The 25,935-nt window shown below is 65.4% G+C and carries 38 protein-coding genes; 35 read left to right on the top strand and 3 right to left on the bottom strand.

From position 1 onward, the window contains the following. The 30 genes from MC380_RS17770 to MC380_RS17625 all read left to right on the top strand — a co-directional run. On the top strand, positions 1 to 485 hold a 485-nt coding region (locus MC380_RS17770; RefSeq protein WP_242166467.1), incomplete at its 5' end, for an EF-Tu/IF-2/RF-3 family GTPase. A 465-nt stretch (positions 486 to 950) separates the two neighbouring features. Further along, a complete protein-coding gene (gene rpsJ / locus MC380_RS17765; protein WP_143877895.1) occupies positions 951 to 1,262 on the top strand; it encodes a 30S ribosomal protein S10 in 312 nt (103 codons plus the stop codon). A gap of 10 nt (positions 1,263 to 1,272) precedes the next feature. Beyond that, positions 1,273 to 1,929, top strand: a complete 657-nt coding sequence (gene rplC / locus MC380_RS17760; protein WP_242166455.1) for a 50S ribosomal protein L3 — start codon at positions 1,273 to 1,275, stop codon at positions 1,927 to 1,929. A 2-nt stretch (positions 1,930 to 1,931) separates the two neighbouring features. Then, positions 1,932 to 2,537, top strand: coding sequence for a 50S ribosomal protein L4 (rplD, locus tag MC380_RS17755; RefSeq protein WP_242103010.1), 606 nt, complete (start codon positions 1,932 to 1,934; stop codon positions 2,535 to 2,537). Then, on the top strand, positions 2,534 to 2,863 hold the full coding sequence (gene rplW / locus MC380_RS17750; RefSeq protein ID WP_242103011.1) for a 50S ribosomal protein L23: 330 nt from the start codon (positions 2,534 to 2,536) through the stop codon (positions 2,861 to 2,863). The genes rplD and rplW overlap by 4 nt, the downstream gene beginning before the upstream one ends. A gap of 10 nt (positions 2,864 to 2,873) precedes the next feature. After that, positions 2,874 to 3,701, top strand: a complete 828-nt coding sequence (rplB, locus tag MC380_RS17745) for a 50S ribosomal protein L2 (protein WP_242103012.1) — start codon at positions 2,874 to 2,876, stop codon at positions 3,699 to 3,701. Positions 3,702 to 3,706: 5 nt separating this feature from the next. Further along, positions 3,707 to 3,976 carry a 30S ribosomal protein S19 gene (gene rpsS, locus MC380_RS17740; RefSeq protein WP_242103013.1) on the top strand — a complete coding sequence of 90 codons (270 nt, stop codon included), beginning with the start codon at positions 3,707 to 3,709 and terminating at the stop codon, positions 3,974 to 3,976. 10 nt (positions 3,977 to 3,986) lie between these two features. Further along, a complete protein-coding gene (gene rplV / locus MC380_RS17735; protein WP_242103014.1) occupies positions 3,987 to 4,322 on the top strand; it encodes a 50S ribosomal protein L22 in 336 nt (111 codons plus the stop codon). A gap of 2 nt (positions 4,323 to 4,324) precedes the next feature. Beyond that, entirely contained in the window at positions 4,325 to 5,071 is a 747-nt protein-coding gene (gene rpsC / locus MC380_RS17730) for a 30S ribosomal protein S3 (RefSeq protein WP_242103015.1), read from the top strand. Between the two features lie 3 nt (positions 5,072 to 5,074). Further along, a complete protein-coding gene (rplP, locus tag MC380_RS17725) occupies positions 5,075 to 5,488 on the top strand; it encodes a 50S ribosomal protein L16 (RefSeq protein ID WP_242103016.1) in 414 nt (137 codons plus the stop codon). Continuing rightward, positions 5,488 to 5,679, top strand: coding sequence for a 50S ribosomal protein L29 (rpmC, locus tag MC380_RS17720; RefSeq protein ID WP_242103017.1), 192 nt, complete (start codon positions 5,488 to 5,490; stop codon positions 5,677 to 5,679). The genes rplP and rpmC overlap by 1 nt, the downstream gene beginning before the upstream one ends. Before the next feature lie 9 nt (positions 5,680 to 5,688). Beyond that, positions 5,689 to 5,955 carry a 30S ribosomal protein S17 gene (rpsQ, locus tag MC380_RS17715; protein ID WP_242103018.1) on the top strand — a complete coding sequence of 89 codons (267 nt, stop codon included), beginning with the start codon at positions 5,689 to 5,691 and terminating at the stop codon, positions 5,953 to 5,955. Between the two features lie 13 nt (positions 5,956 to 5,968). After that, positions 5,969 to 6,337: a 50S ribosomal protein L14 gene (gene rplN, locus MC380_RS17710; RefSeq protein WP_137266186.1), complete on the top strand. Its 369-nt coding sequence runs from the start codon at positions 5,969 to 5,971 to the stop codon at positions 6,335 to 6,337. A gap of 15 nt (positions 6,338 to 6,352) precedes the next feature. Continuing rightward, a complete protein-coding gene (gene rplX, locus MC380_RS17705; RefSeq protein WP_242103019.1) occupies positions 6,353 to 6,664 on the top strand; it encodes a 50S ribosomal protein L24 in 312 nt (103 codons plus the stop codon). Position 6,665: 1 nt separating this feature from the next. Further along, a complete protein-coding gene (gene rplE / locus MC380_RS17700) occupies positions 6,666 to 7,208 on the top strand; it encodes a 50S ribosomal protein L5 (protein ID WP_242103020.1) in 543 nt (180 codons plus the stop codon). A 17-nt stretch (positions 7,209 to 7,225) separates the two neighbouring features. Next, positions 7,226 to 7,531, top strand: a complete 306-nt coding sequence (rpsN, locus tag MC380_RS17695) for a 30S ribosomal protein S14 (RefSeq protein WP_242103021.1) — start codon at positions 7,226 to 7,228, stop codon at positions 7,529 to 7,531. 60 nt (positions 7,532 to 7,591) lie between these two features. Then, positions 7,592 to 7,987 carry a 30S ribosomal protein S8 gene (gene rpsH / locus MC380_RS17690; RefSeq protein ID WP_242103022.1) on the top strand — a complete coding sequence of 132 codons (396 nt, stop codon included), beginning with the start codon at positions 7,592 to 7,594 and terminating at the stop codon, positions 7,985 to 7,987. Between the two features lie 12 nt (positions 7,988 to 7,999). Continuing rightward, on the top strand, positions 8,000 to 8,527 hold the full coding sequence (rplF, locus tag MC380_RS17685; protein WP_242166453.1) for a 50S ribosomal protein L6: 528 nt from the start codon (positions 8,000 to 8,002) through the stop codon (positions 8,525 to 8,527). A gap of 54 nt (positions 8,528 to 8,581) precedes the next feature. Further along, the gene (rplR, locus tag MC380_RS17680) at positions 8,582 to 8,935 is read left to right on the top strand and encodes a 50S ribosomal protein L18 (protein WP_242103024.1); all 354 of its coding nucleotides are present in this window, start codon (positions 8,582 to 8,584) and stop codon (positions 8,933 to 8,935) included. Between the two features lie 161 nt (positions 8,936 to 9,096). Continuing rightward, entirely contained in the window at positions 9,097 to 9,639 is a 543-nt protein-coding gene (gene rpsE / locus MC380_RS17675) for a 30S ribosomal protein S5 (RefSeq protein ID WP_242103025.1), read from the top strand. Continuing rightward, a complete protein-coding gene (rpmD, locus tag MC380_RS17670; RefSeq protein ID WP_242103026.1) occupies positions 9,626 to 9,820 on the top strand; it encodes a 50S ribosomal protein L30 in 195 nt (64 codons plus the stop codon). The genes rpsE and rpmD overlap by 14 nt, the downstream gene beginning before the upstream one ends. Positions 9,821 to 9,824: 4 nt before the next feature. Continuing rightward, the gene (rplO, locus tag MC380_RS17665) at positions 9,825 to 10,262 is read left to right on the top strand and encodes a 50S ribosomal protein L15 (RefSeq protein ID WP_242103027.1); all 438 of its coding nucleotides are present in this window, start codon (positions 9,825 to 9,827) and stop codon (positions 10,260 to 10,262) included. 24 nt (positions 10,263 to 10,286) lie between these two features. Continuing rightward, positions 10,287 to 11,621 (top strand): preprotein translocase subunit SecY, encoded by a 1,335-nt coding sequence (secY, locus tag MC380_RS17660; RefSeq protein WP_242103179.1) that lies wholly within the window; start codon positions 10,287 to 10,289, stop codon positions 11,619 to 11,621. Positions 11,622 to 12,031: 410 nt separating this feature from the next. Continuing rightward, a complete protein-coding gene (gene rpsM, locus MC380_RS17655; protein WP_242103028.1) occupies positions 12,032 to 12,388 on the top strand; it encodes a 30S ribosomal protein S13 in 357 nt (118 codons plus the stop codon). 12 nt (positions 12,389 to 12,400) lie between these two features. Beyond that, positions 12,401 to 12,793, top strand: coding sequence for a 30S ribosomal protein S11 (gene rpsK / locus MC380_RS17650; RefSeq protein ID WP_242103029.1), 393 nt, complete (start codon positions 12,401 to 12,403; stop codon positions 12,791 to 12,793). A 15-nt stretch (positions 12,794 to 12,808) separates the two neighbouring features. Beyond that, positions 12,809 to 13,444, top strand: a complete 636-nt coding sequence (rpsD, locus tag MC380_RS17645; RefSeq protein ID WP_242166450.1) for a 30S ribosomal protein S4 — start codon at positions 12,809 to 12,811, stop codon at positions 13,442 to 13,444. A 130-nt stretch (positions 13,445 to 13,574) separates the two neighbouring features. Beyond that, on the top strand, positions 13,575 to 14,573 hold the full coding sequence (gene rpoA / locus MC380_RS17640; protein ID WP_242103031.1) for a DNA-directed RNA polymerase subunit alpha: 999 nt from the start codon (positions 13,575 to 13,577) through the stop codon (positions 14,571 to 14,573). Between the two features lie 269 nt (positions 14,574 to 14,842). Then, entirely contained in the window at positions 14,843 to 15,214 is a 372-nt protein-coding gene (gene rplQ, locus MC380_RS17635) for a 50S ribosomal protein L17 (protein ID WP_242103032.1), read from the top strand. A 186-nt stretch (positions 15,215 to 15,400) separates the two neighbouring features. Beyond that, on the top strand, positions 15,401 to 15,901 hold the full coding sequence (locus tag MC380_RS17630) for a disulfide bond formation protein B (RefSeq protein ID WP_242166441.1): 501 nt from the start codon (positions 15,401 to 15,403) through the stop codon (positions 15,899 to 15,901). A 119-nt stretch (positions 15,902 to 16,020) separates the two neighbouring features. Further along, positions 16,021 to 17,409 (top strand): 3-deoxy-7-phosphoheptulonate synthase class II, encoded by a 1,389-nt coding sequence (locus MC380_RS17625; protein ID WP_242166485.1) that lies wholly within the window; start codon positions 16,021 to 16,023, stop codon positions 17,407 to 17,409. 78 nt (positions 17,410 to 17,487) lie between these two features. Here the strand turns inward: MC380_RS17625 and MC380_RS17620 are convergent, their stop codons facing one another. From MC380_RS17620 to typA, 3 genes are all read right to left on the bottom strand, one after another. Further along, on the bottom strand, positions 17,488 to 17,964 hold the full coding sequence (locus MC380_RS17620) for a DUF2127 domain-containing protein (protein WP_242166439.1): 477 nt from the start codon (positions 17,962 to 17,964) through the stop codon (positions 17,488 to 17,490). A 91-nt stretch (positions 17,965 to 18,055) separates the two neighbouring features. Next, positions 18,056 to 18,640, bottom strand: a complete 585-nt coding sequence (locus tag MC380_RS17615; protein WP_242166437.1) for a 2'-5' RNA ligase family protein — start codon at positions 18,638 to 18,640, stop codon at positions 18,056 to 18,058. Beyond that, positions 18,637 to 20,466 carry a translational GTPase TypA gene (gene typA / locus MC380_RS17610; protein ID WP_242103036.1) on the bottom strand — a complete coding sequence of 610 codons (1,830 nt, stop codon included), beginning with the start codon at positions 20,464 to 20,466 and terminating at the stop codon, positions 18,637 to 18,639. Before typA ends, MC380_RS17615 begins: the two co-directional genes overlap by 4 nt. Positions 20,467 to 20,650: 184 nt before the next feature. Between typA and MC380_RS17605 the strand changes: the two genes are divergently transcribed. The 5 genes from MC380_RS17605 to prpC all read left to right on the top strand — a co-directional run bounded on the left by MC380_RS17605 (position 20,651) and on the right by prpC (position 25,925). Next, the gene (locus MC380_RS17605; RefSeq protein WP_242103037.1) at positions 20,651 to 21,145 is read left to right on the top strand and encodes a peptidylprolyl isomerase; all 495 of its coding nucleotides are present in this window, start codon (positions 20,651 to 20,653) and stop codon (positions 21,143 to 21,145) included. A gap of 238 nt (positions 21,146 to 21,383) precedes the next feature. Next, complete coding sequence (locus MC380_RS17600; protein WP_242166435.1) at positions 21,384 to 22,583, top strand: aminotransferase class I/II-fold pyridoxal phosphate-dependent enzyme; 1,200 nt, start codon at positions 21,384 to 21,386, stop codon at positions 22,581 to 22,583. 63 nt (positions 22,584 to 22,646) lie between these two features. Continuing rightward, a complete protein-coding gene (locus MC380_RS17595; RefSeq protein ID WP_242166427.1) occupies positions 22,647 to 23,630 on the top strand; it encodes a malate dehydrogenase in 984 nt (327 codons plus the stop codon). 46 nt (positions 23,631 to 23,676) lie between these two features. Continuing rightward, complete coding sequence (gene prpB / locus MC380_RS17590) at positions 23,677 to 24,585, top strand: methylisocitrate lyase (protein ID WP_242166425.1); 909 nt, start codon at positions 23,677 to 23,679, stop codon at positions 24,583 to 24,585. A 188-nt stretch (positions 24,586 to 24,773) separates the two neighbouring features. Further along, entirely contained in the window at positions 24,774 to 25,925 is a 1,152-nt protein-coding gene (gene prpC, locus MC380_RS17585; protein ID WP_242166424.1) for a 2-methylcitrate synthase, read from the top strand. Positions 25,926 to 25,935: the final 10 nt, after the last annotated feature.

Genomic DNA, 25,935 nt, shown 5'->3' with positions numbered 1-25,935 from the left:
GCGGGATCGTGAAGGTGGGCGACGAGATCGAGATCGTGGGCATCCGTCCGACCCAGAAGACCGTGGTGACGGGCGTGGAGATGTTCCGCAAGCTGCTCGACCAGGGCCAGGCGGGCGACAACGCCGGTCTGCTGCTGCGCGGCACCAAGCGCGACGACGTGGAGCGCGGCCAGGTGCTGTGCAAGCCCGGTTCGATCTCGCCGCACACGGACTTCGAGGCCGAGGTGTACGTACTGAGCAAGGACGAGGGTGGCCGTCACACGCCGTTCTTCAAGGGCTACCGTCCGCAGTTCTACTTCCGGACCACGGACATCACCGGTGCGGTGGAGCTGCCGGAAGGCACCGAGATGGTGATGCCTGGCGACAACGTGAAGATGAAGGTCTCGCTGATCAACCCGGTGGCGATGGACGAGGGTCTGCGTTTTGCGATCCGCGAGGGCGGCCGCACGGTCGGCGCCGGCGTGGTGGCCAAGATCCTGAAGTGACGGTCCGTCAGCCGCGCTAGTGGATCGCCATCCCCCCGAAGGCGGGGATCCAGGGCCGTGCTGTGCCAGGCAATGGCAAAGCAACGTCCCGTAGGGGCCGCTTCGCGGGCATGACGAACAAGGTTGCGGGGGTTGCGAACAACCCCTGCAGCCCGCTAGAATGCTCAGCTCACTTCGCTGGATAGCCTTCTGGCCACCCGCGAAGCCGCGAAATGAGGGGCAGGATGCACCTCGTATTCGCCAGACAGGGAATCTTGTCGCGTGGCAGTGCCTCGTCCGTCCCGAAATTGGTTCGGGACATATCGGCGGGGTGTTTTGTCGCGTTCACGCATTCTCCGTCTGGGCGGGCCGGGCAATCGGTCTGCCTTTTGTTTTGGTCGTTAACGCAACACAAGTTATTGAATAACAAGGGGTTCCGCGCACCCAGCCGCGGAATCTGTCGCTCTTTCAACGAGGAATTCCGTCATGGCGGACCAGAAAATCAGGATCCGGCTCAAGGCGTTCGATCATCGGCTGATCGACCGTTCCACGAGCGAGATCGTCGAAACGGCCAAGCGGACCGGCGCGCAGGTGCGCGGCCCGATCCCGCTGCCGACCAAGATCGAGCGTTACACCGTGCTGGTGTCGCCGCACGTCGACAAGGACGCGCGCGACCAGTACGAGACCCGCACGCACAAGCGCGTGCTCGACATCGTCGACCCCAACGACAAGACCGTGGACGCGCTGATGAAGCTCGAGCTCGCGGCTGGCGTCGACGTCCAGATCAAGCTGACCTGAGGAGGCTGACATGAGTGCGAAGATCCATTCGCTCGGCATCGTCGGTCGCAAGGCCGGCATGAGCCGTCTCTTCACCGAGGACGGCAAGTCGGTTCCGGTGACCCTGATCGAGGCGACCCCGAACCGCATCACCCAGATCAAGACGGTCGCCACCGACGGCTATAGCGCCGTGCAGGTTGCGGTCGGCAGCAAGCGCGCTGCGCTGGTCAACAAGCCGGAAACCGGCCACCTGGCCAAGGCCAAGGTGGAAGCGGGTCGGGGCCTGTGGGAACTGCGCGTGGCCGACGACAAGATCGGCGACTTCGAAGTGGGTGGCGAGATCAAGGCCGACATCTTCTCCGAAGGCCAGATCGTCGACGTCCAGGGCGTGACCAAGGGCAAGGGCTTCCAGGGCACGATCAAGCGCTGGAACTTCCGCATGGGCGACGCCACCCACGGCAACTCGCTCTCGCATCGCTCGCCGGGTTCGATCGGCCAGCGCCAGACCCCGGGGCGCGTGTTTCCGGGCAAGAAGATGGCCGGCCACATGGGCGCCGAAACCCAGACCACCCAGCGTCTGCAGGTGGTCAAGGTCGACGCCGAGCGTGGCCTGATCGCGATCCGCGGCGCGGTGCCGGGCGCACCGGGCGGCGACGTGATCGTGCGTCCGTCGAGCAAGGGAGTTTGATGATGGAACTTGCCATCAATAACAGCGCCAACAAGCTGTCGGTGTCCGACGCCGTGTTCGGCCGCGAATTCAGCGAAGACCTGGTCCACCAGGTCGTCGTCGCCTATCGCAATGCCGGTCGCGCCGGAACCAAGGCGCAGAAGACCCGTTCCGAAGTGAACGGCACCACCAAGAAGTCGAAGAAGCAGAAGGGCGGCGGCGCGCGTCATGGCGCGTTGACCGCGCCGATCTTCGTCGGCGGCGGCGTGACCTTCGCGGCCAAGCCGCGCAGCTTCGCGCAGAAGGTCAACCGCAAGATGTACCGCGCGGCGATCTCGTCGATCCTGTCCGAGCTCAACCGTCAGGGGCGCCTGAAGGTGGTCGACGCGTTCGACGTGGACCAGACCAAGACGAGTGGCCTGGTCGCGAAGCTGAAGGATCTCGACCTCGGCCGTCGCCCGCTGATCGTCACCGAAGAAGCTTCCGAGCACCTGTATCTGTCCGCGCGCAACCTTCCGTACGTGGAAGTGCGCGACGTGCAGGGCCTGGATCCGGTGTCTCTGGTCGGCGCCGACAGCGTGCTGATCACCACCGATGCGGTGAAGAAGATCGAGGAGTGGCTGGCATGAGCAAGCAAGTCAGCGCCGCAGGCAAGCCCGCGTCGGCGAACATCTACAACATCATCCGTGCCCCGCGCGTGTCGGAAAAGACCGCACGCCTGCAGGAAGTCTCGAACCAATACGCGTTCGAAGTCGCGCGCGATGCCACCAAGGCCGACATCAAGGCGGCGATCGAACAGCTGTTCGACGTCAAGGTCGAATCGGTCAACGTGGTCAACGTGAAGGGAAAAGCGAAAGCCTTCCGCCAGCGCCAGGGTAGCCGCGGCAATTCGCGCAAGGCGTACGTGAAGCTGGCCGAAGGCCAGTCGATCGACGTCATGACGGCCAAGGTCTGAGGAACGTCCCATGCCATTGATGAAATTCAAGCCCACGTCTCCCGGCCGCCGCAGCGCGGTCCGGGTGGTCACGCCGGACCTGCACAAGGGTGCGCCGCACGCGGCCCTGGTCGAGAAGCAGGGCAAGACCGGTGGCCGCAACCACCACGGCCGAATCACCACCCGCCACATCGGCGGCGGTCACAAGCAGCATTACCGCCTGATCGACTTCAAGCGCGACAAGGAGAACATTCCGGCGCGCGTCGAGCGGATCGAGTACGACCCCAACCGCACCGCTCATATCGCGCTGCTTTGCTACGTCGACGGCGAGCGCCGCTACATCATTGCGCCCAAGGGCCTGAAGGCCGGCGATCAGGTGATCGCGGGCAGCAGCGCCCCGATCAAGGCAGGCAACACCCTGCCGCTGCGCAACATCCCGGTCGGTTCCACCGTGCACTGCATCGAGATGAAGCCCGGCAAGGGCGCACAGCTCGCGCGTGCGGCCGGTGCCGGCGTGCAGCTGATCGCGCGCGAGGGCGTTTACGCCACGCTGCGTCTGCGCTCCGGTGAAATGCGCCGCGTTCCGGCTGAGTGCCGCGCCACCATCGGCGAAGTCGGCAATGTCGAGCACAACCTGGAAAAGCTGGGCAAGGCAGGCGCGAAGCGCTGGCGCGGCATCAAGCCGACCGTGCGCGGCGCGGCCATGAACCCGGTCGACCACCCGCACGGCGGCGGCGAGGCCAAGGCCGGCCAGGGCAACCCGCACCCGGTCACCCCGTGGGGCGTTCCGACCAAGGGTTACAAGACCCGCAAGAACAAGCGCACCCAGCAGTTCATCGTGCGCGACCGCAGGAGCTAACCGGCATGGCACGTTCACTCAAGAAGGGCCCGTTCGTCGACCACCACCTGATCAAGAAGGTGGAGTCCGCGGGCAACACCAAGAAGCCGATCAAGACCTGGTCGCGCCGTTCGATGGTCATGCCGGAAATGGTCGGCTTCACCATCGCCATCCACAACGGCAAGAACCACGTGCCCGTGCTGGTCAACGAGAACATGGTCGGGCACAAGCTCGGCGAATTTGCGCTGACCCGTACGTTCAAGGGCCACGGCGGCGACAAGAAGGCCGGGAAGTAAGGAGATGACCATGGAAGCCAAGGCAATCCTGCGCACCGCGCGCATCTCCCCGCAGAAGGCCCGCCTGGTCGCCGACCAGGTGCGCGGGCTGTCGGCCGAGCGCGCCGTCAACCTGCTGCGGTTCTCGGACAAGAAAGCCGCGCACATGATCCGCAAGGTCGTGGAGTCGGCGATCGCCAATGCCGAGAACAACCAGGGCGCCGACGTCGACGAGCTGAAGGTCAAGACCATCATGGTCGACGAAGGTCCCACGCTGAAGCGTTTCATGGCCCGCGCCAAGGGTCGCGGTACGCGCATTCTCAAGCGCACCAGCCACATCACCGTGGTCGTGGGCGAGGGCAAGTAATCATGGGTCATAAAGTTCATCCGACCGGCATCCGCCTGGGCATTTCCAAGGACTGGAATTCCAAGTGGTATGCCAACAAGAAGCAGTACGCCGGTTTCCTGGCCGCCGACCTGCGCGTGCGCGAGATGCTGCGCAAGCGCCTGGCGCAGGCGGGCATCAGCAAGATCCTGATCGAGCGTCCGGCCAACAACGCGCGCGTCACAATCCACACCGCCCGTCCGGGCGTGGTGATCGGCAAGCGTGGCGAGGACATCGAGAAGCTGCGCAAGGACGTGAGCGACCTGATGGGCGTCCCGGCGCACATCAACGTGACCGAAGTGCGCAAGCCTGAGCTCGACGCGCAGCTGGTCGCCGAGTCGATCGCGCAGCAGCTCGAGCGCCGCATCATGTTCCGTCGCGCGATGAAGCGCGCCGTCGGCAATGCGATGCGCCTGGGCGCGCTGGGCATCAAGGTGAACGTGGCCGGCCGCCTGAACGGCGCCGAGATCGCGCGTTCGGAGTGGTACCGCGAAGGCCGGGTGCCGCTGCATACCCTGCGCGCCGACGTGGATTACGGCTTTGCCGAAGCCAAGACCACCTACGGGATCATCGGTATCAAGGTCTGGATCTACAAGGGCGAAATCTTCGATTTCAGCCAGGTCGGCCAGGAGAAGCAGGACGACACGCCGTCGCGCGGCGACCGTCCGGACCGTGGCGATCGCGAGCGTCCGCGTGGACCGCGCCGCGACCGTGGTGAGGCGAGGGAGTAAACCATGCTGCAACCCAAGCGAACCAAATTCCGCAAGATGCACAAGGGCCGCAACGATGGCCTGTCATGGAGCGGCAACGCCGTCAGCTTCGGCGAGTACGGGCTCAAGGCTACGGCCACCGGCCAGCTGACTTCGCGCCAGATCGAGGCCGCGCGCCGGTCGATCAGCCGTTACGTCAAGCGCGGCGGCAAGATGTGGATCCGCGTGTTCCCGGACAAGCCGATCACCAAGAAGCCGATCGAGGTCCGGATGGGCTCGGGCAAGGGCAACGTCGAGTACTGGGTCGCGCAGATCCAGCCCGGCCGGATGATCTACGAGATCGAGGGCGTCGACGAAGCCACTGCACGCGAGGCTTTCCGCCTGGCCGCAGCCAAGCTGTCGGTCACCACCACTTTCGTGACCCGGACGGTGCGCTGATGGAACTCAAGCAACTCAAGAGCAAGTCGGCCGACGAGCTCAAGGCCCACCTACTGGACCTGCAGAAGGAACAGTTCTCGCTGCGCATGCAGAAGGCCACGGGCCAGCTGGCCAAGACCCACGACGTCCGCCGGGTGCGCCGCGAAATCGCGCGCGTCAACTCGCTGATCGGCGCGGCGACGAAGAAGTAAGGACCGGACATGACCGACAACAACGCAAAGAAGCTGCACACGGTCGAAGGCCGCGTGGTCAGCAACAAGATGGACAAGACGGTGACGGTCCTGGTGGAGCGCCAGGTCAAGCACGCGCTGTACGGCAAGTACATCCGCCGCTCGACCAAGCTGCACGCGCACGACGCCGGCAACGTCTGCCAGATGGGCGACACGGTCCGCGTGGCCGAATGCGCGCCGATCTCCAAGACCAAGAACTGGCGCGTGGTCGAAGTGCTCGCGCACGCGGCCGAATAAGGGAGGCTGAGCGATGATCCAGATGCAGAGCCACCTCGACGTGGCCGACAATTCCGGTGCAAAGGAAGTGATGTGCATCAAGGTGCTGGGTGGCTCCAAGCGCCGGTACGCGCACATCGGCGACATCATCAAGGTGTCGATCAAGGATGCGATTCCGCGCGGCAAGGTCAAGAAGGGCGAGGTCTACGACGCCGTGGTGGTCCGCACCCGCAAGGGCGTGCGCCGTGCCGACGGTTCGCTGATCCGCTTCGACGGCAACGCCGCCGTGCTGCTCAACAACAAGCACGAGCCGATCGGCACGCGCATCTTCGGGCCTGTGACCCGCGAGCTGCGCTCCGAGAAGTTCATGAAGATCGTCTCGCTCGCACCCGAAGTGCTGTGAGCGGAGGACAACACAATGGCTAATCGAATCAAGAAGGGCGACACGGTCGTCGTGATCGCCGGCAAGGACAAGGGCAAGCAGGGCGAGGTGGTGCGCGTGGCCGGCGACAAGGTCGTCGTGTCCAACATCAACATCGTCAAGCGCCACACCAAGCCGAACCCGCAGGCCGGCCAGGCCGGCGGCGTGATCGAGCGCGAGGCGCCGATCCATATTTCCAACGTGATGCCGTTCAACCCTGCCACCGGCAAGGGTGGGCGCGTCGCCACCAAGGTGCTGGAGGATGGACGCCGTCTGCGCGTGTTCCGCTCTAGCGGCGAGGCCATCTGACATGTCTACCCGTCTCGAAAAGTTTTACAAGGAAGAGGTCGTGCCGAAGCTGATGCAGCAGTTCGGCTACACCAATCCGATGCAGGTACCGCGGCTGACCAAGATCACGCTGAACATGGGCGTGGGCGAGGCGGCGGCCAACAAGAAGGTGCTGGAGAACGCGGTGGCCGACATGGCCAAGATCGCGGGCCAGAAGCCGCAAATCACCAAGACCCGCGTTTCGGTGGCGAGCTTCAAGATCCGCGACGGTTGGCCGATCGGCGCCAAGGTGACCCTGCGCCGGTCGAAGATGTACGAGTTCCTGGACCGTCTGGTCAACGTCTCGTTGCCGCGCGTGCGCGACTTCCGTGGCGTGTCCGGCCGTTCGTTCGACGGCCGCGGCAACTACAACATGGGCGTGAAGGAACAAATCATCTTCCCGGAGATCGACTTCGACCAGGTCGATGCGATCCGCGGCATGGATATCGCCATCACCACTACCGCCAAGACCGACGCCGAAGCCAAGGCGCTGCTCGAAGCGTTCCGCTTCCCGTTCCGCAACTGATACTCGAGGATTGACACATGGCTAAGACTTCAATGGTCAACCGCGAGGTCAAGCGCGCCAAGCTGGTCAAGCAGCACGGCGCCAAGCGCGAAGCGCTGAAGAAGGTGATCAGCAGCACCACCGCCTCCTACGAGGAGAAGATGGAAGCGGCGACCAAGCTGCAGAAGCTGCCGCGCGACTCTTCGCCCTCGCGCAAGACCAATCGTTGCGCCCTGACCGGCCGTCCGCGCGGGGTGTACAGCAAGTTCGGCCTGGGCCGCAACAAGCTGCGCGAAGCCACCATGCGCGGCGACGTGCCTGGCCTGCGCAAGGCCTCCTGGTAATCGTTTCCCAACCTCAGATTTCGCGAAAGCGGATATCGGTGCACTCAAAAGGCAATCTCAATGAGCATGACTGATCCCATCGCCGACATGCTGGTCCGCATCAGGAATGCGGCCGCTGTGGGCAAGCCGACGGTGAAAATGCCCTCGTCCAAGACCAAGGTGGCCATCGCCAAGGTCCTCAAGGAAGAAGGCTATATCGGCGAGTTCCGCGTGACCGAGAACGGCGCCAAGGCCGAACTCGAGATCGTGTTGAAGTACTACGAAGGCCGGCCGGTGATCGAGCGCCTGCAGCGCGTGTCGCGCTCGGGCCTGCGCAATTACCGCGGCAAGGACGAACTGCCCAAGGTCCTCGGAGGCCTGGGCGTCGCCATCATTTCCACATCCAAGGGCATCATGACCGACTCGCAGGCACGCCACGAAGGCGTCGGCGGCGAGGTCCTGTGCTTCGTGGCCTAAGGGAGAACCGCCATGTCCCGTGTCGCCAAGAAGCCCGTCGTCCTGCCCAAGGGCGTCGAGTTCAATGCACAGTCCGGCAACCTGAGCGTCAAGGGCCCGAAGGGCACCCTGTCGATTCCCCTGCCGGAAGGCGTCGATGTCAAGGTCGAGGACGGCAACCTGCAGTTTTCGGCCAATGACGAGAGCAAGATCCCGCTTGCCGGAACCATGCGCGCCATCCTGGCCAACATGGCCCAGGGCGTGTCCGCCGGTTTCGAGCGCAAGCTCGAGCTGGTCGGCGTGGGTTACCGCGCCGCCATGCAGGGCAAGGATCTGAACCTGTCGCTGGGCTTCTCGCACCCGGTGTTGTTCAAGACCCCGGACGGCATCACCATCGCCACCCCGACCCAGACCGAGATCGTGGTCAGCGGCACCGACAAGCAGCGCGTCGGCGAAGTCGCCGCCAAGATCCGCGGCTTCCGCCCGCCGGAGCCGTACAAGGGCAAAGGCGTGAAGTACTCCGACGAAGTCATCATCCGCAAGGAAGCCAAGAAGGCATAAGGCGCTCCCTGTACAGGGATGCTCCACGTCGATCCGCTTCCAGAGAGAACCACAATGGACAAGAAATCCGCCCGTCTCCGCCGCGCCAAGTCGACCCGTGCGCGCATCCGCACCCTCGGCGTGCCGCGCCTGTCGGTGCTGCGCACCGGCCAGCACGTATACGCGCAGCTGTTCAGCGCCGACGGCTCGAAGGTCCTGGCCGCGGCCAGCACCACCCAGGCCGACGTGCGCGAGGGCCTGAAGAGCGGCAAGAACACCGAAGCCGCCGCCAGGGTCGGTCGCGCGATCGCCGAAAGGGCCAAGGCCGTCGGTATCGACACCATCGCCTTCGATCGCTCGGGCTACCGTTACCACGGCCGCATCAAGGCCTTGGCCGACGCCGCCCGCGAGGCCGGCCTGCAGTTCTGACGTTGAAGGCGTGGGGCATCGTCCCCATGCCTTCGGTTCGCTCGCCGATGCGAGATGCATCGGACGCCCTGGCCGGTTGCGGTCCTGGCGGAACACCCGCGACATCTCACAACCATAAGCGGCCACGCCGCAAATTCCTTCAAACCTAAAGAGACACTGCAATGGCAGAACCACGTGAATCCCGCGGCCGCGACCGCCGCGACCGGGAAGAAGTCGACGACGGCATGATCGAGAAGCTGGTCGCGGTCAACCGCGTCAGCAAGACCGTCAAGGGCGGCCGCCAGTTCACCTTCACCGCGCTGACCGTGGTCGGCGATGGCGACGGTAAGGTCGGCTTCGGTTACGGCAAGGCGCGCGAAGTGCCGGTCGCGATCCAGAAGTCGATGGAATACGCACGCAAGAACATGTCCAAGGTCGAACTGAACAACGGCACGCTCTGGCACCAGGTCAAGGCCGGCCACGGCGCTGCCCGGGTGTTCATGCAGCCGGCTTCGGAAGGTACCGGCGTGATCGCCGGCGGCGCGATGCGCGCCGTGCTCGAGGCGGTGGGCGTGAAGAACGTGCTGGCCAAGGCGGTCGGTTCGCGCAACCCGATCAACCTCGTGCGCGCCACCGTGAAGGGTCTGGAAGCCATGCATTCGCCCGGCAAGATCGCGGCCAAGCGCGGCAAGAAGCTCGAGGAGATCCTCCATGTCCACAGCTGACAACAACGGCACCGTCAAGGTGCGTCTGGTCAAGGGTCTGCGCGGCACCCAGGCCAAGCATCGCCTGTCGGTGAAGGCGCTGGGCCTGAGCAAGTTGAACGACGTGCGCGAGCTGAAGGACAGCCCGCAGGTGCGCGGCCTGATCAACAAGGTGCATTACCTGGTGCGGGTCGAGGAGTAATCAGATGAAGCTCAATACACTCAAGCCTGCCGATGGCGCGCGCGAAGAGCGCAAGCGCGTCGGTCGCGGCATCGGTTCGGGCCTCGGCAAGACCGCAGGCCGCGGCCACAAGGGTTCGTTCGCGCGCAGCGGCAAGGGCAAGATCAAGGCCGGCTTCGAAGGCGGGCAGCTGCCCATGCAGCGCCGCCTGCCGAAGATCGGCTTCCGCTCGAAGCTGAGCAAGGACACGGCGGAAGTGCTGCTGTACCAGCTGGACAAGCTCGATGCCGGCGAGATCGATTTCGCCGCGCTGCGCGCCGCCAAGCTCGTGCCCAGCACCGCCAAGCGTGCCAAGGTGGTCAAGCGGGGTGAGGTCAGCAAGAAGTTCGTGCTCAAGGGCATCACCGCCACGGCCGGCGCCAAGGCGGCGATCGAAGCGGCCGGCGGCAGCCTGGCGGAGTGACGCATGTCGCGAAGCGCTAACGCGATGGCCGGACTGGCCGGCGCCGGCAAGTTCACCGAACTTCGCCAGCGCCTGCTGTTCGTGGTCGGTGCGCTGATCGTCTACCGCATCGGCTGCTATATCCCGGTACCGGGCGTCAATCCCGAGGCGATGCTCCAGCTGATGGAGGCGCAGGAAGGCACCATCGTGGACATGTTCAACATGTTCTCGGGCGGCGCGCTGTCGCGATTCAGCCTGTTCGCGCTGAACGTGGTGCCCTACATTTCGGCGTCGATCATCGTCCAGCTGCTGGTGCAGATCGTGCCGAGCCTGAAGGCCATCCAGAAGGAAGGCGAGTCGGGCCGGCGCAGGATCACCCAGTGGTCGCGCATCGGCGCGATCCCGCTGGCGGTGTTCCAGGCAGCCGGCATCGCGGTGGCGCTGCAGAATTCCGGCGCCAGCAACGGCATCCCCGTGGTGTACTCGCCGGGCATGGGCTTCGTGCTCACCGCGGTGGTGGCGCTTACCGCAGGCACCATGTTCCTGATGTGGCTGGGCGAACAGGTCACCGAGCGCGGCATCGGCAACGGCGTGTCGCTGATCATCTTCGCCGGCATCGTCGCAGGTCTTCCCGGCGCGGTGCTCGGTACGCTGGAACAGGCGCGCAACGGCGACATGAGCCCACTCGCGGTGATCGCGATCGTGGCGATCGTGATGGCGTTCACCTACTTCGTGGTGTTCGTCGAACGCGGGCAGCGCCGGATCACGGTGAACTACGCACGCCGCCAGGGCGGCCGCAACGCGTACATGAACCAGACCTCGTTCCTGCCGCTGAAGCTCAACATGTCGGGCGTGATCCCGGCGATCTTCGCCTCCTCGATCATCATGTTCCCGGCCACCGCCTCGACCTGGTTCACCCAGGCCGGCTCGGCCACGTGGCTGCAGAAGGTCAGCCAGGCGCTGAATCCTGGCGAGCCGCTGCACATGATCCTGTACGCGGCGCTGATTGCGGGCTTCGCCTTCTTCTACACCGCGCTGGTGTTCAACTCGCAGGAAACCGCCGACAACCTGAAGAAGTCGGGGGCGCTGATCCCGGGCATCCGGCCGGGCAAGGCGACCGCGGACTACATCGACGGCGTGCTGACCCGACTGACCGCGGCAGGCGCCGTTTACCTGGTCCTGGTCTGCCTGCTGCCGGAGTTCATGCGTACGGAACTCGGCACCTCGTTCTACTTCGGCGGAACGTCGCTGCTGATCGTGGTGGTGGTGGTGATGGACTTCATCGCCCAGATCCAGGCGCATCTGATGTCGCACCAGTACGAGAGCCTGCTCAAGAAGGCCAACCTGCGCGGCTCGCGGAGCGGGCTGACGGGGCGGTAGCGCTTTTGGGGGTGAGCGTGGCTCACCCTGGATGACCGGTATCCCGCGGGCAGGCCCGCCGGACCTGGCAGGTCGCGGTAAGATGGGCGACCAGGAATACCCGGATCCCGCACCATAGCGGCGGGATCCAAGATGGGCGACTCGTGCGGCGGTCCCGCGCGCGGGTGGTTCCAGGCCAGGGGCGCGCCGGAGTGGCGCGCGCAGGCCGGGCAGGGCGGAAGCTTCCCCAGAGGGCGCTCCCGTCGTGGCCGGTACAGCCGGGAACCGTCGCCGGAGCATGGGCACACTCCCCATGCCGGGTCCAGCCTTTTGGGGCTGGGCTTCCAAAGTACCCGGGACTTCAGCTAAAATTGCGAGTTCACTTCGCCGGCCTTGTCAAGGCTGGCGCTCAACCAGTTGGAGATCCGCGCATGGCGCGTATTGCAGGTGTCAACCTGCCTGCCCAGAAGCACGTCTGGGTCGGGCTGCAAAGCATCTACGGCATCGGCCGTACCCGTTCGAAGCAGCTTTGCGAGTCGGCGGGCGTGAATGCCTCGACCAAGATCCGCGACCTTTCGGAGCCGGAAGTCGAGCGCCTCCGCGCCGAAGTCGGCAAGTTCACGGTCGAGGGCGACCTGCGTCGCGAGGTCGGCATCGCCATCAAGCGCCTCATGGACCTGGCCTGCTATCGCGGCCTGCGCCATCGCCGCGGCTTGCCGCTGCGCGGCCAGCGCACCCGGACCAATGCCCGTACCCGCAAGGGTCCGCGCAAGGCCATCAAGAAGTAAGGAACCCTAGCCATGGCCAAGCCGGCAGCTGCCAAAACGAAGAAGAAGATCAAGCGCGTCGTCACCGACGGCGTCGCCCACGTCCATGCTTCGTTCAACAACACAATCATTACCATCACCGATCGCCAGGGCAACGCGTTGTCGTGGGCGACCTCGGGCGGCGCGGGTTTCCGCGGTTCGCGCAAGTCGACCCCGTTCGCCGCCCAGGTGGCCGCCGAAAAGGCGGGCAAGGCGGCGCTCGACTACGGCGTGAAGTCGCTGGAAGTGCGCATCAAGGGCCCGGGTCCGGGCCGTGAATCGGCCGTGCGTTCGCTCAACAACGTCGGCTACAAGATCACCAACATCATCGACGTGACGCCCATCCCGCACAACGGGTGCCGTCCGCCGAAGAAGCGTCGCGTCTAAGGGAGCGATCAGACAATGGCTCGTTATATCGGTCCCACCTGCAAGCTCGCGCGTCGCGAAGGCGCAGACCTTTCCCTGAAGTCGCCGAACCGCGCGCTCGACTCGAAGTGCAAGCTGGAGCAAAAGCCCGGCCAGCACGGCGCCGGCACCGGTGCGCGTCGCAGCAAGCTGTCCGACTACGCCACCCAGCTGCGCGAGAAGCAGAAGGTCAAGCGCATCTACGGTCTGCTCGAGCGGCAGTTCCGCAACTATTACAAGAAGGCCAGCAATCGCAAGGGCAACACCGGCGAGAACCTGCTGCAGATGCTGGAAACCCGTCTCGACAACGTCGTCTACCGCATGGGCTTTGCGGTGACCCGGCCGGCCGCGCGCCAGCTGGTGTCGCACCGCGGCGTCACCGTCAACGGCAAGCCGGTCAACCTGCCGTCGTACGCGGTCAAGGCCGGCGACGCGATCGCGCTGTCCGAGCGCGCCCAGAAGCAGCTGCGCGTGCAGGAAGCGCTGACCGTGTTCGGTCAGATGGACCTGTCGCCGTCGTGGGTGGAAGTCGATTCCAAGAAGTTCGAAGGCGTGTTCAAGGCCGTGCCGGATCGCGCCGACCTGCCCAGTGACATCAACGAGGCGCTGATCGTCGAGTTGTACTCGAAGTAAGACAAAGCCGGGAGCCTTGCTTCCGCATCTGGCCGATGCCATGGGCATCGGCTGCTCCTTCGGGTGAAGGAGCTCCGAAACGTATCAGGCCGGCGCTCCCCATCGCCGGCCACCGAGGAGACGCTACAACATGACGGTTACCGCCAACCAGGTGCTGCGCCCCAAGGGCCCGCAGATCGAACGCATCACCGACAACCGCGCCAAGGTCGTGATCGAACCGCTGGAGCGCGGCTATGGCCACACCCTGGGCAACGCGCTGCGCCGCGTGCTGCTGTCCTCGATCCCCGGTTATGCCATCACCGAGGTCGAGATCGACGGCGTGCTGCACGAATACACCACGGTCGAAGGTCTTCAGGAAGACGTGCTGGAAGTCCTGCTGAACCTCAAGGACGTCGCCATTCGCATGGGCACCGGCGAAAGCTCCACGCTTTCGCTGTCCAGGCAGGGCCCGGGCGTCGTTACCGCTGCCGACATCAAGACCGACCATAACGTCGAGATCCTCAATCCCGACCACGTGATCGCGCACCTGACCAAGGATGCGGCGCTGAACATGCGCCTGAAGATCGAGCGCGGCTTCGGCTACCAGCCCGCGGCTGCCCGTCGCAAGCCGGACGAGGAGACCCGCACGATCGGCCGCCTGATGCTCGATGCCTCGTTCTCGCCGGTGCGCCGCGTGGCCTACGAAGTCGAGGCCGCGCGCGTCGAACAGCGTACCGACCTGGACAAGCTGGTCATCGACATCGAGACCAACGGCACCATCGACGCCGAGGAAGCCGTGCGCACCGCCGCCGACATCCTCAGCGACCAGCTGAGCGTGTTCGGCGACTTTACCCATCGCGAGCGCGGTGCAGCCAAGCCGGCCGCCACGGGCGTGGATCCGGTGCTGCTGCGCCCGATCGACGACCTCGAGCTCACGGTGCGTTCGGCCAACTGCCTCAAGGCCGAGAGCATCTACTACATCGGCGACCTGATCCAGAAGACCGAGGTCGAGCTGCTCAAGACCCCGAACCTGGGCAAGAAGTCGCTCACCGAGATCAAGGAAGTGCTCGCCCAGCGTGGGCTTTCCCTCGGCATGAAGCTCGAGAACTGGCCACCGGCGGGGATCTCCTCGCACGGGATGATGGGGTGAGCAAGGGGCGCTAGCGCGGCACTGCCGCGCGCTCCTTGCGAACGACCGGCGCGCTGCGCCGGGCCGGGTCTCCGAGAAGCGATGCGATCCACCGAGTAGACGTAACGCGACACGCAGCAATGCAATAACAAGCACCAAGCCGACGGATCCAAGATCCGCGGCGCGCCGGACAGGGAAAGCCCGGCCAGGACCAGCGCAGTCCGCAGCTCCAACGCCACGACGGCGACAGCGAAGTACAACAGCCACAACTTTCACCAGGAATCCAGACCATGCGCCACCAGAAATCAGGCCGCAAGTTCAGCCGCACCAGCGCCCACCGCGACGCAATGTTCTCCAACATGGCCGCCTCGCTGTTCAAGCACGAACTGATCCGCACCACCCTGCCCAAGGCCAAGGAACTGCGCCGCGTCGCAGAACCGCTGATCACGCTGGCCAAGCGCGACGGCGTGGCCAACCGCCGGCTCGCCTTCTCGCGCCTGCGCGACAAGGAAGCGGTGGGCAACCTGTTCACCAAGCTCGGTCCGCGCTACGCCGAACGCCCCGGTGGATACCTGCGCATCCTGAAGTGCGGCTTCCGCGCCGGCGACAATGCGCCGATGGCTTATGTCGAGCTGGTCGATCGTCCCGACGCCGCCGAATAAGCGCCAGCTTGCTGCTCGTGAAAGCCCGGCTCAGCCGGGCTTTTTCGTTGTACGAAAGTACCAGGCGGGCCGCTAACGGCGCTGGTCATCGGCCGGTCCGGTCGCGATGGATTCGATACCGGAATTCAGGCTGCACAGCCGGCGCGCGTGGCCGATAATCCACCGGTCGCCTTTACAGCCGCCCCCATGAATCCCTTCCGTTGGTCGTTTCGTGCGCAATTCCTGTCCGGCTTCCTCGCCTGCGCTGCGCTGCTGGGCTACGCCTTCTACGTGCAGTTCGTGGAACAGATCCAGCCGTGTCCGTTCTGCATCTTCCAACGCCTGGCGTTTGCGGCGGCGGGGCTGCTGTTTCTGATCGGGGGCCTGCACGCGCCACGTTCGTCCGGCGGCCGCGGGATCTACGGCACGCTGGCCTTCCTGGCAGCGGCGACCGGTGCCGGCATCGCCGTGCGTCACGTCTGGGTGCAGCTGTTCCCGCCCGAGATCCCGAGTTGCGGGCCGGGTCTGAACTACATGCTCGAAACCCAGACCTGGCTGGGCGTGGTGCGCAAAGTGCTCACCGCATCGGGCGACTGCAGCATGATCGACTGGACGTTCCTGGGCCTGTCGATGCCGGCCTGGGCGCTGCTGTGGTTCGTGGCGTTGGCGATGTGGGCGCTGTACGCGGGATTCTGGCGCGCGCGTTGAATCCCGTTGAGGGCGGGTGACGGGCAGCGCCTGAACCGCTGCTACGCTTGCAGTCGAAACGGTTGCAGACCCCTCGGATCCGTCCGATGATGGCTGACGCTGCGCTGCAACATACCGCCATGCCCCATCCCGACCGCAATCTTCATTCCGTCAATCTCCCGGCCGACTGGTCGCCCGCGAGCTGGCGCGCGCGCGCCGCGGCGCAGCAGCCGGTGTACGAGGACGCCACGGAGCTCGCCGCCGTCCAGCAGGAACTGCGCGCGCTGCCGCCACTGGTCACTTCCTGGGAAATCTTCGCGCTGAAGAAGCAGCTGGCCGAAGCGCAGGAAGGCAAGCGCTTCCTGCTGCAGGGCGGCGACTGCGCGGAGAATTTCGCCGAGTGCACGGCGGACGTGATCTCCAACCGGCTCAAGGTGCTGCTGCAGATGAGCCTGGTGCTGGTACATGGCCTCAGGCTGCCGGTGGTGCGCGTGGGACGCTTCGCCGGCCAGTACGCCAAGCCGCGTTCGGCGGACGGCGAGACCCGCGACGGCGTGACCCTGCCGGCCTATCGCGGCGACATCGTCAACGCGCCCGCGTTCGATGCGGTCTCGCGGCGCCCGGATCCGCGACGCATGGTCAAGGCGCATGCGCGCTCGGCGATGACGATGAATTTCGTGCGTTCGCTGATCGACGGCGGATTCGCCGATCTGCACCATCCCGAGTATTGGGATCTGGGCTGGGTGAGCCATTCGCCGCTGGCCGACGACTACCACCGCATGGTCGGATCGATCGGCGATGCCGTGCGCTTCATGGAGACGTTGTCCGGGGCCGAGGTGTACAACCTCAACCGGGTCGACTTCTACACCTCGCACGAGGCGCTGCTGCTGCCCTACGAGGAAGCGCAGACGCGCCAGGTGCCGCGACAGTGGGGCTGGTTCAATCTCAGCACCCACTTGCCCTGGATCGGGATGCGCACGGCCGCGCTGGATGGTGCGCATGTCGAGTACTTCCGCGGCATCCGCAACCCGCTCGGTCTGAAGATCGGCCCGTCGGTCACACCCGACCAGCTGTTGCGCCTGGTCGACGCGCTGAGTCCCGATGACGAACCCGGCCGGCTCACCCTGATCCACCGCATGGGCGCCGCGAACATCGCCGAAAAGCTGCCGCCGCTGCTCGAGGCCCTGCGCCGCGATGGCCGGCGCGTGCTCTGGGTCTGCGATCCGATGCACGGCAATACCGAAACCACCGGCAATGGCTACAAGACGCGGCGCTTCGACAACATCCGCAGCGAGCTCGAACAGGCGTTCGAACTGCATGCCGCCGCCGGCACACGCCTGGGCGGCGTGCACCTGGAGCTGACCGGCGAAGACGTGACCGAATGCACCGGCGGCGCCCGTGATCTCACCGAAACCGACCTCGAGCGCGCCTACCGTTCCACCGTCGATCCGCGCCTGAACTACGAGCAGGCGCTGGAAACGGCAATGCTGATCGTGCGCAAGCAGGCACAGATCGCAGCTCCGGTCTGAGCGAGGCATGCCGGGCGCATGGCGCCCGCGGTTTTCGCGTGGCCGCCAGCAGCGCCGCGCCTGCAGGGTGTTTCAGTTTCAGGCGCGTTCGCGACGACGCGCGTACAGGTCGCGCCCAAGCACCCACACCACCAGCAGGTTGATCCCCAGGACCGCGACGGACAGCCACACGGGGTGCGCGACCAGCGCGTAAAGGTCGAAGGGCAGGTAAAGCGCCGCGCCGATGCAGCCAAGCCACGAGGCCCAGGCCTTGCCACGCCACAACCCCCAGCTTTCGGCCACGCGCATTCCGCCATAGACGAGTGCGATCGCCGCGGCGATGTGCACCGAATCCGGATTGATCGCGCGTCCCAGCCAGGCCATCGCCCCCTGTTGTGGATCGAGTTGGAAGCGCGCGATCAGCATCTCCACCCCGCGCCGCAGCGGGGCGGGGCCGAGCAGTTCAAGGCCGCTTGCGGCAAGCAGGGCCATGAGTCCCTTCGCTGCTTCGACCATCGCGACGACCTGCAGGACGGGAGGGGCTGGCGGGTCGGGGCTGTAGGGTTCTGCGTTCATCCGGATGCCGCACCGATAGTGGCTTGCCGATCCACGCAACCGCAAACCGGCGGCCTGCTTCCATGCCCGCTAACCATGGGCGTACACCGGATCAGAAAAGGGATGCCTGCTGCACAGGAGGAGTGGCGTCGGCTGCGGTCAACGGCCAATGCCCCAACGACTCGTAACGGCCGCCCGGGCTGCATAGCAGCTCGAAACTCCCGACACGCAGCCGATCGCCGGCGCAGTCGACGCCATCGAGCCAGGACTGGGCAGGCAGGTGCCTGGGCAGGTAGGCGAGCGTGATGTGCGGTTGTCGGGTCACTTCTTGCGAACGGATGTCGAGCACACGGAGCGCCTTATCCGTGGCATCGCACAGCGCCAGGAGCGTGGGGCATGTGTGCGGCAGGGCGACGACGGCACCCGACCGCGGCCAGTAGGCGAGGCGTTCGATCGTGAAATCGTGCGCTGGGATGACGGTTCCCACTTCGGCGAAGGCTCCCAGAAGCTCCGGCGTGACCAGGTGCATGACCTGGTCGCCGATGAAGCACAGGGTGACGTGCCACTGGTCCGGTCGCCGCGGTTTGACCTGTGGCCCGTGCGCAGGGCATGCGACCTGTATCGCAGCGAGCAACGCGGCGAGCTGTGTCCTGGCGGCCTCGTCCGGTCGCCAGGCAGTGAACAGCGACCCGCTCACGCCGCGCGGCTGGCCCGCTTGCGATCGGTTTCGGTCAGGTACTTCTTGCGCAGGCGGATTTCCTTGGGCGTGACTTCCACCAGCTCGTCGTCCTCGATGAAGTCGAGCGCCTGCTCCAGCGTGTACTTCAGCGCCGGAGTCAGCTTGATCGCGTCGTCCTTGCCCGAGGCGCGCATGTTGGTCAACGGCTTGGGCTTGATGGCGTTGACGGTGAGGTCGTTGTCCTTGGAATGGATCCCGATCAGCTGGCCTTCGTAGACGTTGTCGCCTTCGGCGGCGAACAGCCGGCCACGCTCTTCCAGTGGGCCGAGCGAGTAGGCAGGCGTGGTGCCGGCGGCGTTGGCGATCATCACCCCGTTCTGGCGCTTGGCGATGGCGCCGGTCTCCTTCGGTCCGTAGTGGTCGAACACGTGGAACAGCAGGCCCGAACCCTGGGTCAGGGTGCGGAACTCGTTCTGGAAACCGATCAGGCCGCGCGCGGGAATCATGTAATCCAGGCGCACGCGTCCCTTGCCGTCGGACTCCATGTTCTTCAGCTGGGCCTTGCGCACGCCGAGCTTCTCCATCACGCCGCCCTGGTGCTGCTCTTCCACGTCGACCACCAACTGCTCGATCGGCTCCATCGGCTGGCCATCGATTTCCTTGATGATCACTTCCGGGCGCGAGACCGCCAGTTCGAAGCCCTCGCGGCGCATGGTTTCGATCAGCACCGACAGATGCAGTTCGCCGCGGCCGGAGACCAGGAACTTGTCTGCGTCGCTGGTCTCCTCGACCTTCAGCGCCACGTTGTGCAGGGTTTCGCGCTCGAGCCGCTCGCGGATCTGGCGGCTGGTGATGAACTTGCCGCCGCTATGCTCCTTGCTGCCGGCGAAGGGCGAGTTGTTCACCTGGAAGGTCATGCTGATCGTCGGCTCGTCCACGGTGAGCGCCGGCAGCGCCTCGGGGGCGTCCAGCGCGCAGACGGTGTCGGAAATGCTCAGGTCCTGGACGCCGGAAATGGCGACGATGTCGCCGGCTTCGGCTTCTTCCACCTCGATCCGCTCCAGGCCCATGAAGCCCAGCACCTGCAGCACCTTGCCCTGGCGCTTCTTGCCGTGGCGGTCGACGATACTGACCGGCTGGTTGCGGCGGACCTTGCCGCGCTGGATCCGGCCGATACCGATCAGGCCCACGAAGCTGCTGTAGTCGAGCTGGCTGATGCGCATCTGGAACGGGCCGTCCGGATCGACCTGCGGCGGCGGCACGTGCTGCATGATCGCCTCGTACAGCGGGGTCATGGTGCCTTCGCGCGCGGCGTCGTCGAGGCTGGCGTAACCGTGCAGGGCCGAGGCGTAGACGATCGGGAAGTCGAGCTGCTCGTTGGTGGCGCCGAGCCGGTCGAACAGGTCGAACACCTGGTCGATCACCCAGTCCGGACGCGCGCCCGGGCGATCGATCTTGTTGACCACCACGATCGGTCGGAAGCCCATCGCGAACGCCTTCTGGGTCACGAAGCGGGTCTGCGGCATCGGGCCGTCCATCGCGTCGACCAGGATCAGCACCGAGTCGACCATCGACAGCACGCGCTCCACCTCGCCACCGAAGTCGGCGTGTCCGGGCGTATCGACGATGTTGATCCGGTTGCCCTGCCAAGTGATGGCGGTGTTCTTGGCCAGGATGGTGATGCCGCGTTCCTTTTCCTGGTCGTTGCTGTCCATCACCCGCTCGGCGAGCACGGTGCGCTCGTTCAGGGTGCCGGACTGCTTCAGCAGGCAGTCGACCAGGGTGGTCTTGCCATGGTCGACGTGGGCGACGATGGCGATATTGCGCAGGTTCTCGATGGACATGGCGGTCGGCTAATGAAGGTCGGGGCAGTCCGGTCGGGACGCGGCGGTCTAAGACATGCCGAAGGCGCGGCCGCATTGGGCCTGCGGGCCGGCGCAAGAGGCTGGGAAAGCCGCGTATTATAGCGTGCTGCGCTGCGGCAAAGTGGTCCCGGCGCCCGTCGTTCACATCCAGCCGAGGAATCCCATGCCCCTGCACGCCATTTTCGACACCGAGCGCGGCGCCATCAAGGTGGAGCTGTATCCGGACAAGGCACCGCTGACCGTGGCCAATTTCGTCAACCTGGCCAAGCGCGGCTTCTACAACGGCCTGAACTTCCATCGGGTCATCCCCGATTTCATGATCCAGGGCGGCTGCCCGGAAGGCTCGGGCCGCGGCGGTCCCGGCTACCGCTTCGAGGATGAAACCAACAACGGCGTCAGGCACGAGCGCGGCGTGCTGTCGATGGCCAATGCCGGTCCCGACACGAACGGCAGCCAGTTCTTCATCACCCACATCAAGACCGACTGGCTGGACGGCAAACACACCGTCTTCGGCAAGGTGGTCGAAGGCCTGGACGTGGTCGACGCGGTGAAGCAGGGCGATGCGATCCGGTCGGTGAAGATCGAAGGCGATGCCGAGGCGGCACTGGCGGCGAAGGCCGACCGGGTCGCGGAATGGAACCGTATCCTGGCGGCTTGATCTGCGCCGGGTAGGCGTGCGATCGATTTGTACGCTGCGCCCGTATACCCCGTTGAAATCACGCGGCTCGCACAGGCCAGTCGCGCCGGTAGCATGGCGCCCCGGAGTGTTTTTCAGCGGGTGCGCGGATGGATTCCGCGCAGCCCGCAGGCCCGGAAGCTCCGGGTCCCTGTGTTAATATTTCATCCTAATCCGGGCCCGGCGAATTCGCCCCGGGCCCACCTCACGAGGTCTCTCGATGCCCCAGCTCGCCCGGCGCATCGGTCGCGCCAAGCCCAGCGCGATCATGCTGGTTGCCGAAACCGCCAAGCGCCTGAAAGCCGAAGGGCGCGACATCATCAGTTTCTCGATCGGCGTACCCAACTTCCTCCCCGGTGAGCATGTCTATGCGGCCGCGCGCGAGGCACTGGCGAAGGATAGCGGCCAGTACGGCAGCAACCGCGGCGCGGACGCGCTGGTCGATGCCTTTCTGGCCCATGCGGGGAAGGTCGGTCTGACGGGTTACACCCGCGCCAACGTCTCGACCGGCATCGGCGCCAAGCACGTGATCTACAACCTGGCCGAGGCGTTGCTCGACGAAGGCGACACCATCGCGTTCCCGACGCCGTACTGGACCAGCTATCTCGACATCGCCGAGATCGTCAACGCGAAGATCGACCTGCTGCCCTGCCCGCCCGAGCAGGATTACAAGCTCACGCCGGCGCAACTGGAGACTGCGCTGGCGAAGAAGCCGAAGGTGTTCCTGTTCAACAACCCGTCCAACCCGACCGGCATGGTGTACACGCGCGATGAAATCGCGGCGCTGGCCGATGTGGTGGCGAAATACCCCGATACCTGGGTGCTGACAGACGACATCTACAACCGGATGGTGTTCGATGGGGTGGGTTATCACAACTTCCTGCATCTGCGACCGGAACTGCGCGATCGCGTGATCTTCATCGACTCGCTGTCAAAGACCTACGGCATGCCGGGCTGGCGGGTCGGCTTCATGGCCGGTCCCGAAGCGGTGGCCAGCGCGGTCACCACGATGAATTCGAACCACATCACCAACATCCCCGAAATCGTCACCGCCGCCGCCGTCGCTGCGTTGACCGGTCCCCAGGACGTGCCGCAGGCGAAGTGCGCAGAGTTCCAGGCCAAGCGCGACCAGGTGATGGAAGCGTTGCTGTCGATTCCCGGACTCGTCTGTCCGCGTCCGCAGGGAGCGTTCTACGCGTTTCCGGACATTAGCTTCGCCTTCGGCAAGTCGTACCAGGGCAAGGTGATCGCCAACGACGTCGATTTCTGCAATGCACTGTTGGATGCCAAGGGCGTCGCCTGCGTCCCGGGTTCGGCTTTCGGCGAACCGCGCGCGATCCGCATCAGCTATACCTGCCCGACGCCGCAGCTGGCCCCGGGTTTGCAGCGCGTCCAGGAATTCTGCTCCGAGCTGGCCTGAATCCCCGTTCGTCCAACCATTGCGGCGCCACGTGCGCCGCAAGTCTTTTCCAGGAGTCGTTCCATGAAAGCCCCCGTCCGTGTCGCAGTCACCGGCGCCGCCGGCCAGATCGGCTATGCATTGCTGTTCCGCATCGCCTCGGGCGAAATGCTCGGCAAGGACCAGCCGGTGATCCTGCAGATGCTCGAACTGCCGCTGGACAAGGCCCAGGCCGCGCTCAGGGGCGTGATGATGGAGCTCGAGGACTGCGCCTTCCCGCTGCTCGCCGGCATGGTCGGCACCGACGATCCGAAGGTCGCATTCAAGGACGCCGATTATGCGCTGCTGGTCGGCGCCCGTCCGCGCGGCCCGGGAATGGAGCGCAAGGACCTGCTGCTGGAGAACGCCAAGATCTTCACCGAGCAGGGCAGGGCGCTGAACGAAGTCGCGAGCCGCAACGTGAAGGTGCTTGTGGTCGGTAATCCGGCCAATACCAATGCCTATATCGCGATGAAATCCGCGCCCGACCTGCCCGCGAAGAACTTCACCGCCATGCTGCGGCTGGATCACAACCGCGCGTTGAGCCAGCTCGCCGGCAAGGCCGGCGTGCCGGTGGCCGACATCGAGAAACTGATCGTCTGGGGCAACCATAGTCCAACGATGTATCCCGACTATCGCTTCGCCACGGTCAACGGCCAGTCGCTCAAGGCGAAGATCGGTGATGAAGCCTGGAACGCCGATACCTTCATCCCGGTCGTCGGCAAACGCGGCGCCGCGATCATCGAGGCGCGCGGCTTGTCGTCGGCCGCCTCGGCGGCCAATGCCGCCATCGACCACGTGCGCGACTGGGCGCTGGGCTCCAAGGGAAAGTGGGTCACGATGGGCGTGCCCTCCGACGGCAGCTACGGCATTCCGGAAGGCGTGATCTATGGCGTGCCGGTGACCACGGCGAACGGCGAGTACACACGCGTGACGGGCCTTGAGATCGATGCCTTCAGCCGTGAGCGCATGGACAAGACGCTGGCCGAACTCGAGGAAGAGCGCGCCGGCGTGGCGCATCTGCTCTGATCGATCGTGGCGGCCGACAGGTCGCCTCGCCACTTGGAACACACCGATGTCCGAGCCAAGCACTTCCGCAACCGGATCCGCCGGCGCCAGGTTCCGTGCCGCCGTCGCAGCCGAGTCTCCGCTGCAGGTCATGGGCGCCATCACCGCCTACGCGGGTCTGATGGCGAGGCGCGTCGGCTACCGCGCCCTGTACCTGTCCGGCGGCGGTGTCGCCGCGAACTCGCTGGGCATGCCCGACCTGGGCATCAGCACCATGGAGGACGTGCTCACCGACGCACGCCGGATCGTGGATGCGACCGGACTGCCGCTGCTGGCGGACATCGATACCGGATGGGGCGGGGCCTTCAATATCGCCCGCACCATCCGCAGTTTCGAGCGCGTCGGCGTCGCCGCGGTGCACATGGAGGACCAGGTCGGACAGAAGCGATGCGGGCACCGTCCAGGCAAGGAAGTGGTGCCGGCTGACGAGATGGTCGACCGGGTGAAGGCGGCCGTCGACGCGCGCACCGACCATACCTTCGTGATCATGGCGCGCACCGATGCTGCGGCCAGCGAGGGCGTGGATGCTGCGATCGAGCGTGCCGTGGCCTATGTCGAAGCCGGGGCGGACATGATCTTCCCCGAGGCGATGAAGACGCTCGACGATTACCGTCGCTTCAAGGCTGCGGTGAAGGTACCGATCCTCGCCAATCTGACCGAGTTCGGTGCGACCCCGTTGTTCACGACCGACGAGTTGCGCGATGCCGACGTCGACATCGCCCTGTACTGCTGCGGCGCCTATCGCGCGATGAACAAGGCCGCGCTGCACTTCTACGAAACCGTGCGCCGGGAAGGCACCCAGAAGCGCATCGTCGACACGCTGCAAACGCGCGATGAACTGTACGATTTCCTCGACTACCACGCGTACGAGCGCAAGCTCGATGCCCTGTTCGCACGCGGGGAAGGCAAGAATTAGTCGGCCGACGGAGTGAATGGAGTTCCGCGCATGAGTTCCCCCTGTCGCCTCCGCCGGCGCGTGCCTGGTCCCGTAGCGGTTTTTGAATGCGCTCCGCGCGGGACTTCTTTCCGATTCAACGGTGACAACGAGGTGTGGGTCGGCGACCGGACAGCGCGGCTCGTTCCTTTCAATTGGAGATGCCCCTGATGAGCGAACCTGCACAGGTCCTGCCCAAGCCGAAGAAATCGGTAGCCCTGTCCGGCACGGCCGCCGGCAATACCGCGCTGTGCACGGTGGGCCGCAGCGGCAACGACCTGCATTACCGCGGCTACGACATCCACGATCTGGCGACGCAGTCCACGTTCGAGGAAGTCGCGCACCTGCTGGTGCATGGCATCCTGCCCAGCGCCTCGCAGCTGCAGGCCTACAAGGCCAAGCTCAAACGCCTGCGCGGCCTGCCGGCAATCGTGCAGGAAGCGCTGGAGCTGGTGCCGGCCAGCGCCCACCCGATGGACGTGATGCGCACCGGTTGCTCGATGCTGGGCACGGTGCTGCCCGAACGCGACGGTCATCCGGCGCCGGAAGCGCGCGACATCGCGGACCGACTGATGGCCAGCTTCGGATCGATGCTGCTGTACTGGTGGCATTTCACCCGCAACGGGCGGCGCATCGATGTGGAGACCGACGACGACACGATCGCCGCGCACTTTCTGCATCTGCTGCACGGCGAGCCGCCCAGCGCGTTGCATGCCGACGCGATGGACAAATCGCTGATCCTGTATGCCGAGCACGAGTTCAATGCCTCGACGTTCGCCGCGCGGGTCATCGCCGGCACCGGCAGCGACATGTACAGCTGCATCACCGGCGCCATCGGCGCGCTGCGTGGGCCCAAGCATGGCGGTGCCAACGAGGTGGCGATGGAGATCATCAGCCGCTACGCGACGCCGGAAGCGGCCGAAGCCGACATCCGCGCGCGGATGGAGCGCAAGGAGATCATCATCGGCTTCGGTCACCCGGTGTACACCATCGGCGATCCGCGCAACCCGATCATCAAGCAGATCAGCCGCAAGCTCTGCGCCGAAGGTGGCAATCAGGTCCTGTTCGACGTGTCCGAGCGCATCGAGAACCTGATGATGGACACCAAGAAGATGTTCCCCAACCTGGATTGGTACAGCGCGTCGAGCTACCACATGATGGGCGTGCCGACGCCGATGTTCACGCCGCTGTTCGTGATCGCGCGGACCAGCGGCTGGAGTGCGCACGTGATCGAGCAGCGCGAAGACGGCAAGATCATCCGGCCCAGCGCCAACTACACCGGACCCGAAGACCGCGCATACGTCCCGATCGGGCAGCGTTGATGGCTCTGCG

Source organism: Lysobacter sp. M15, from assembly GCF_022662515.1.
Classification (GTDB): Bacteria; Pseudomonadota; Gammaproteobacteria; order Xanthomonadales; family Xanthomonadaceae; genus JAKPBU01.
Note: the sequence above shows the minus strand (reverse complement) of the source record. Positions and strands in the feature narration are given on the sequence as shown.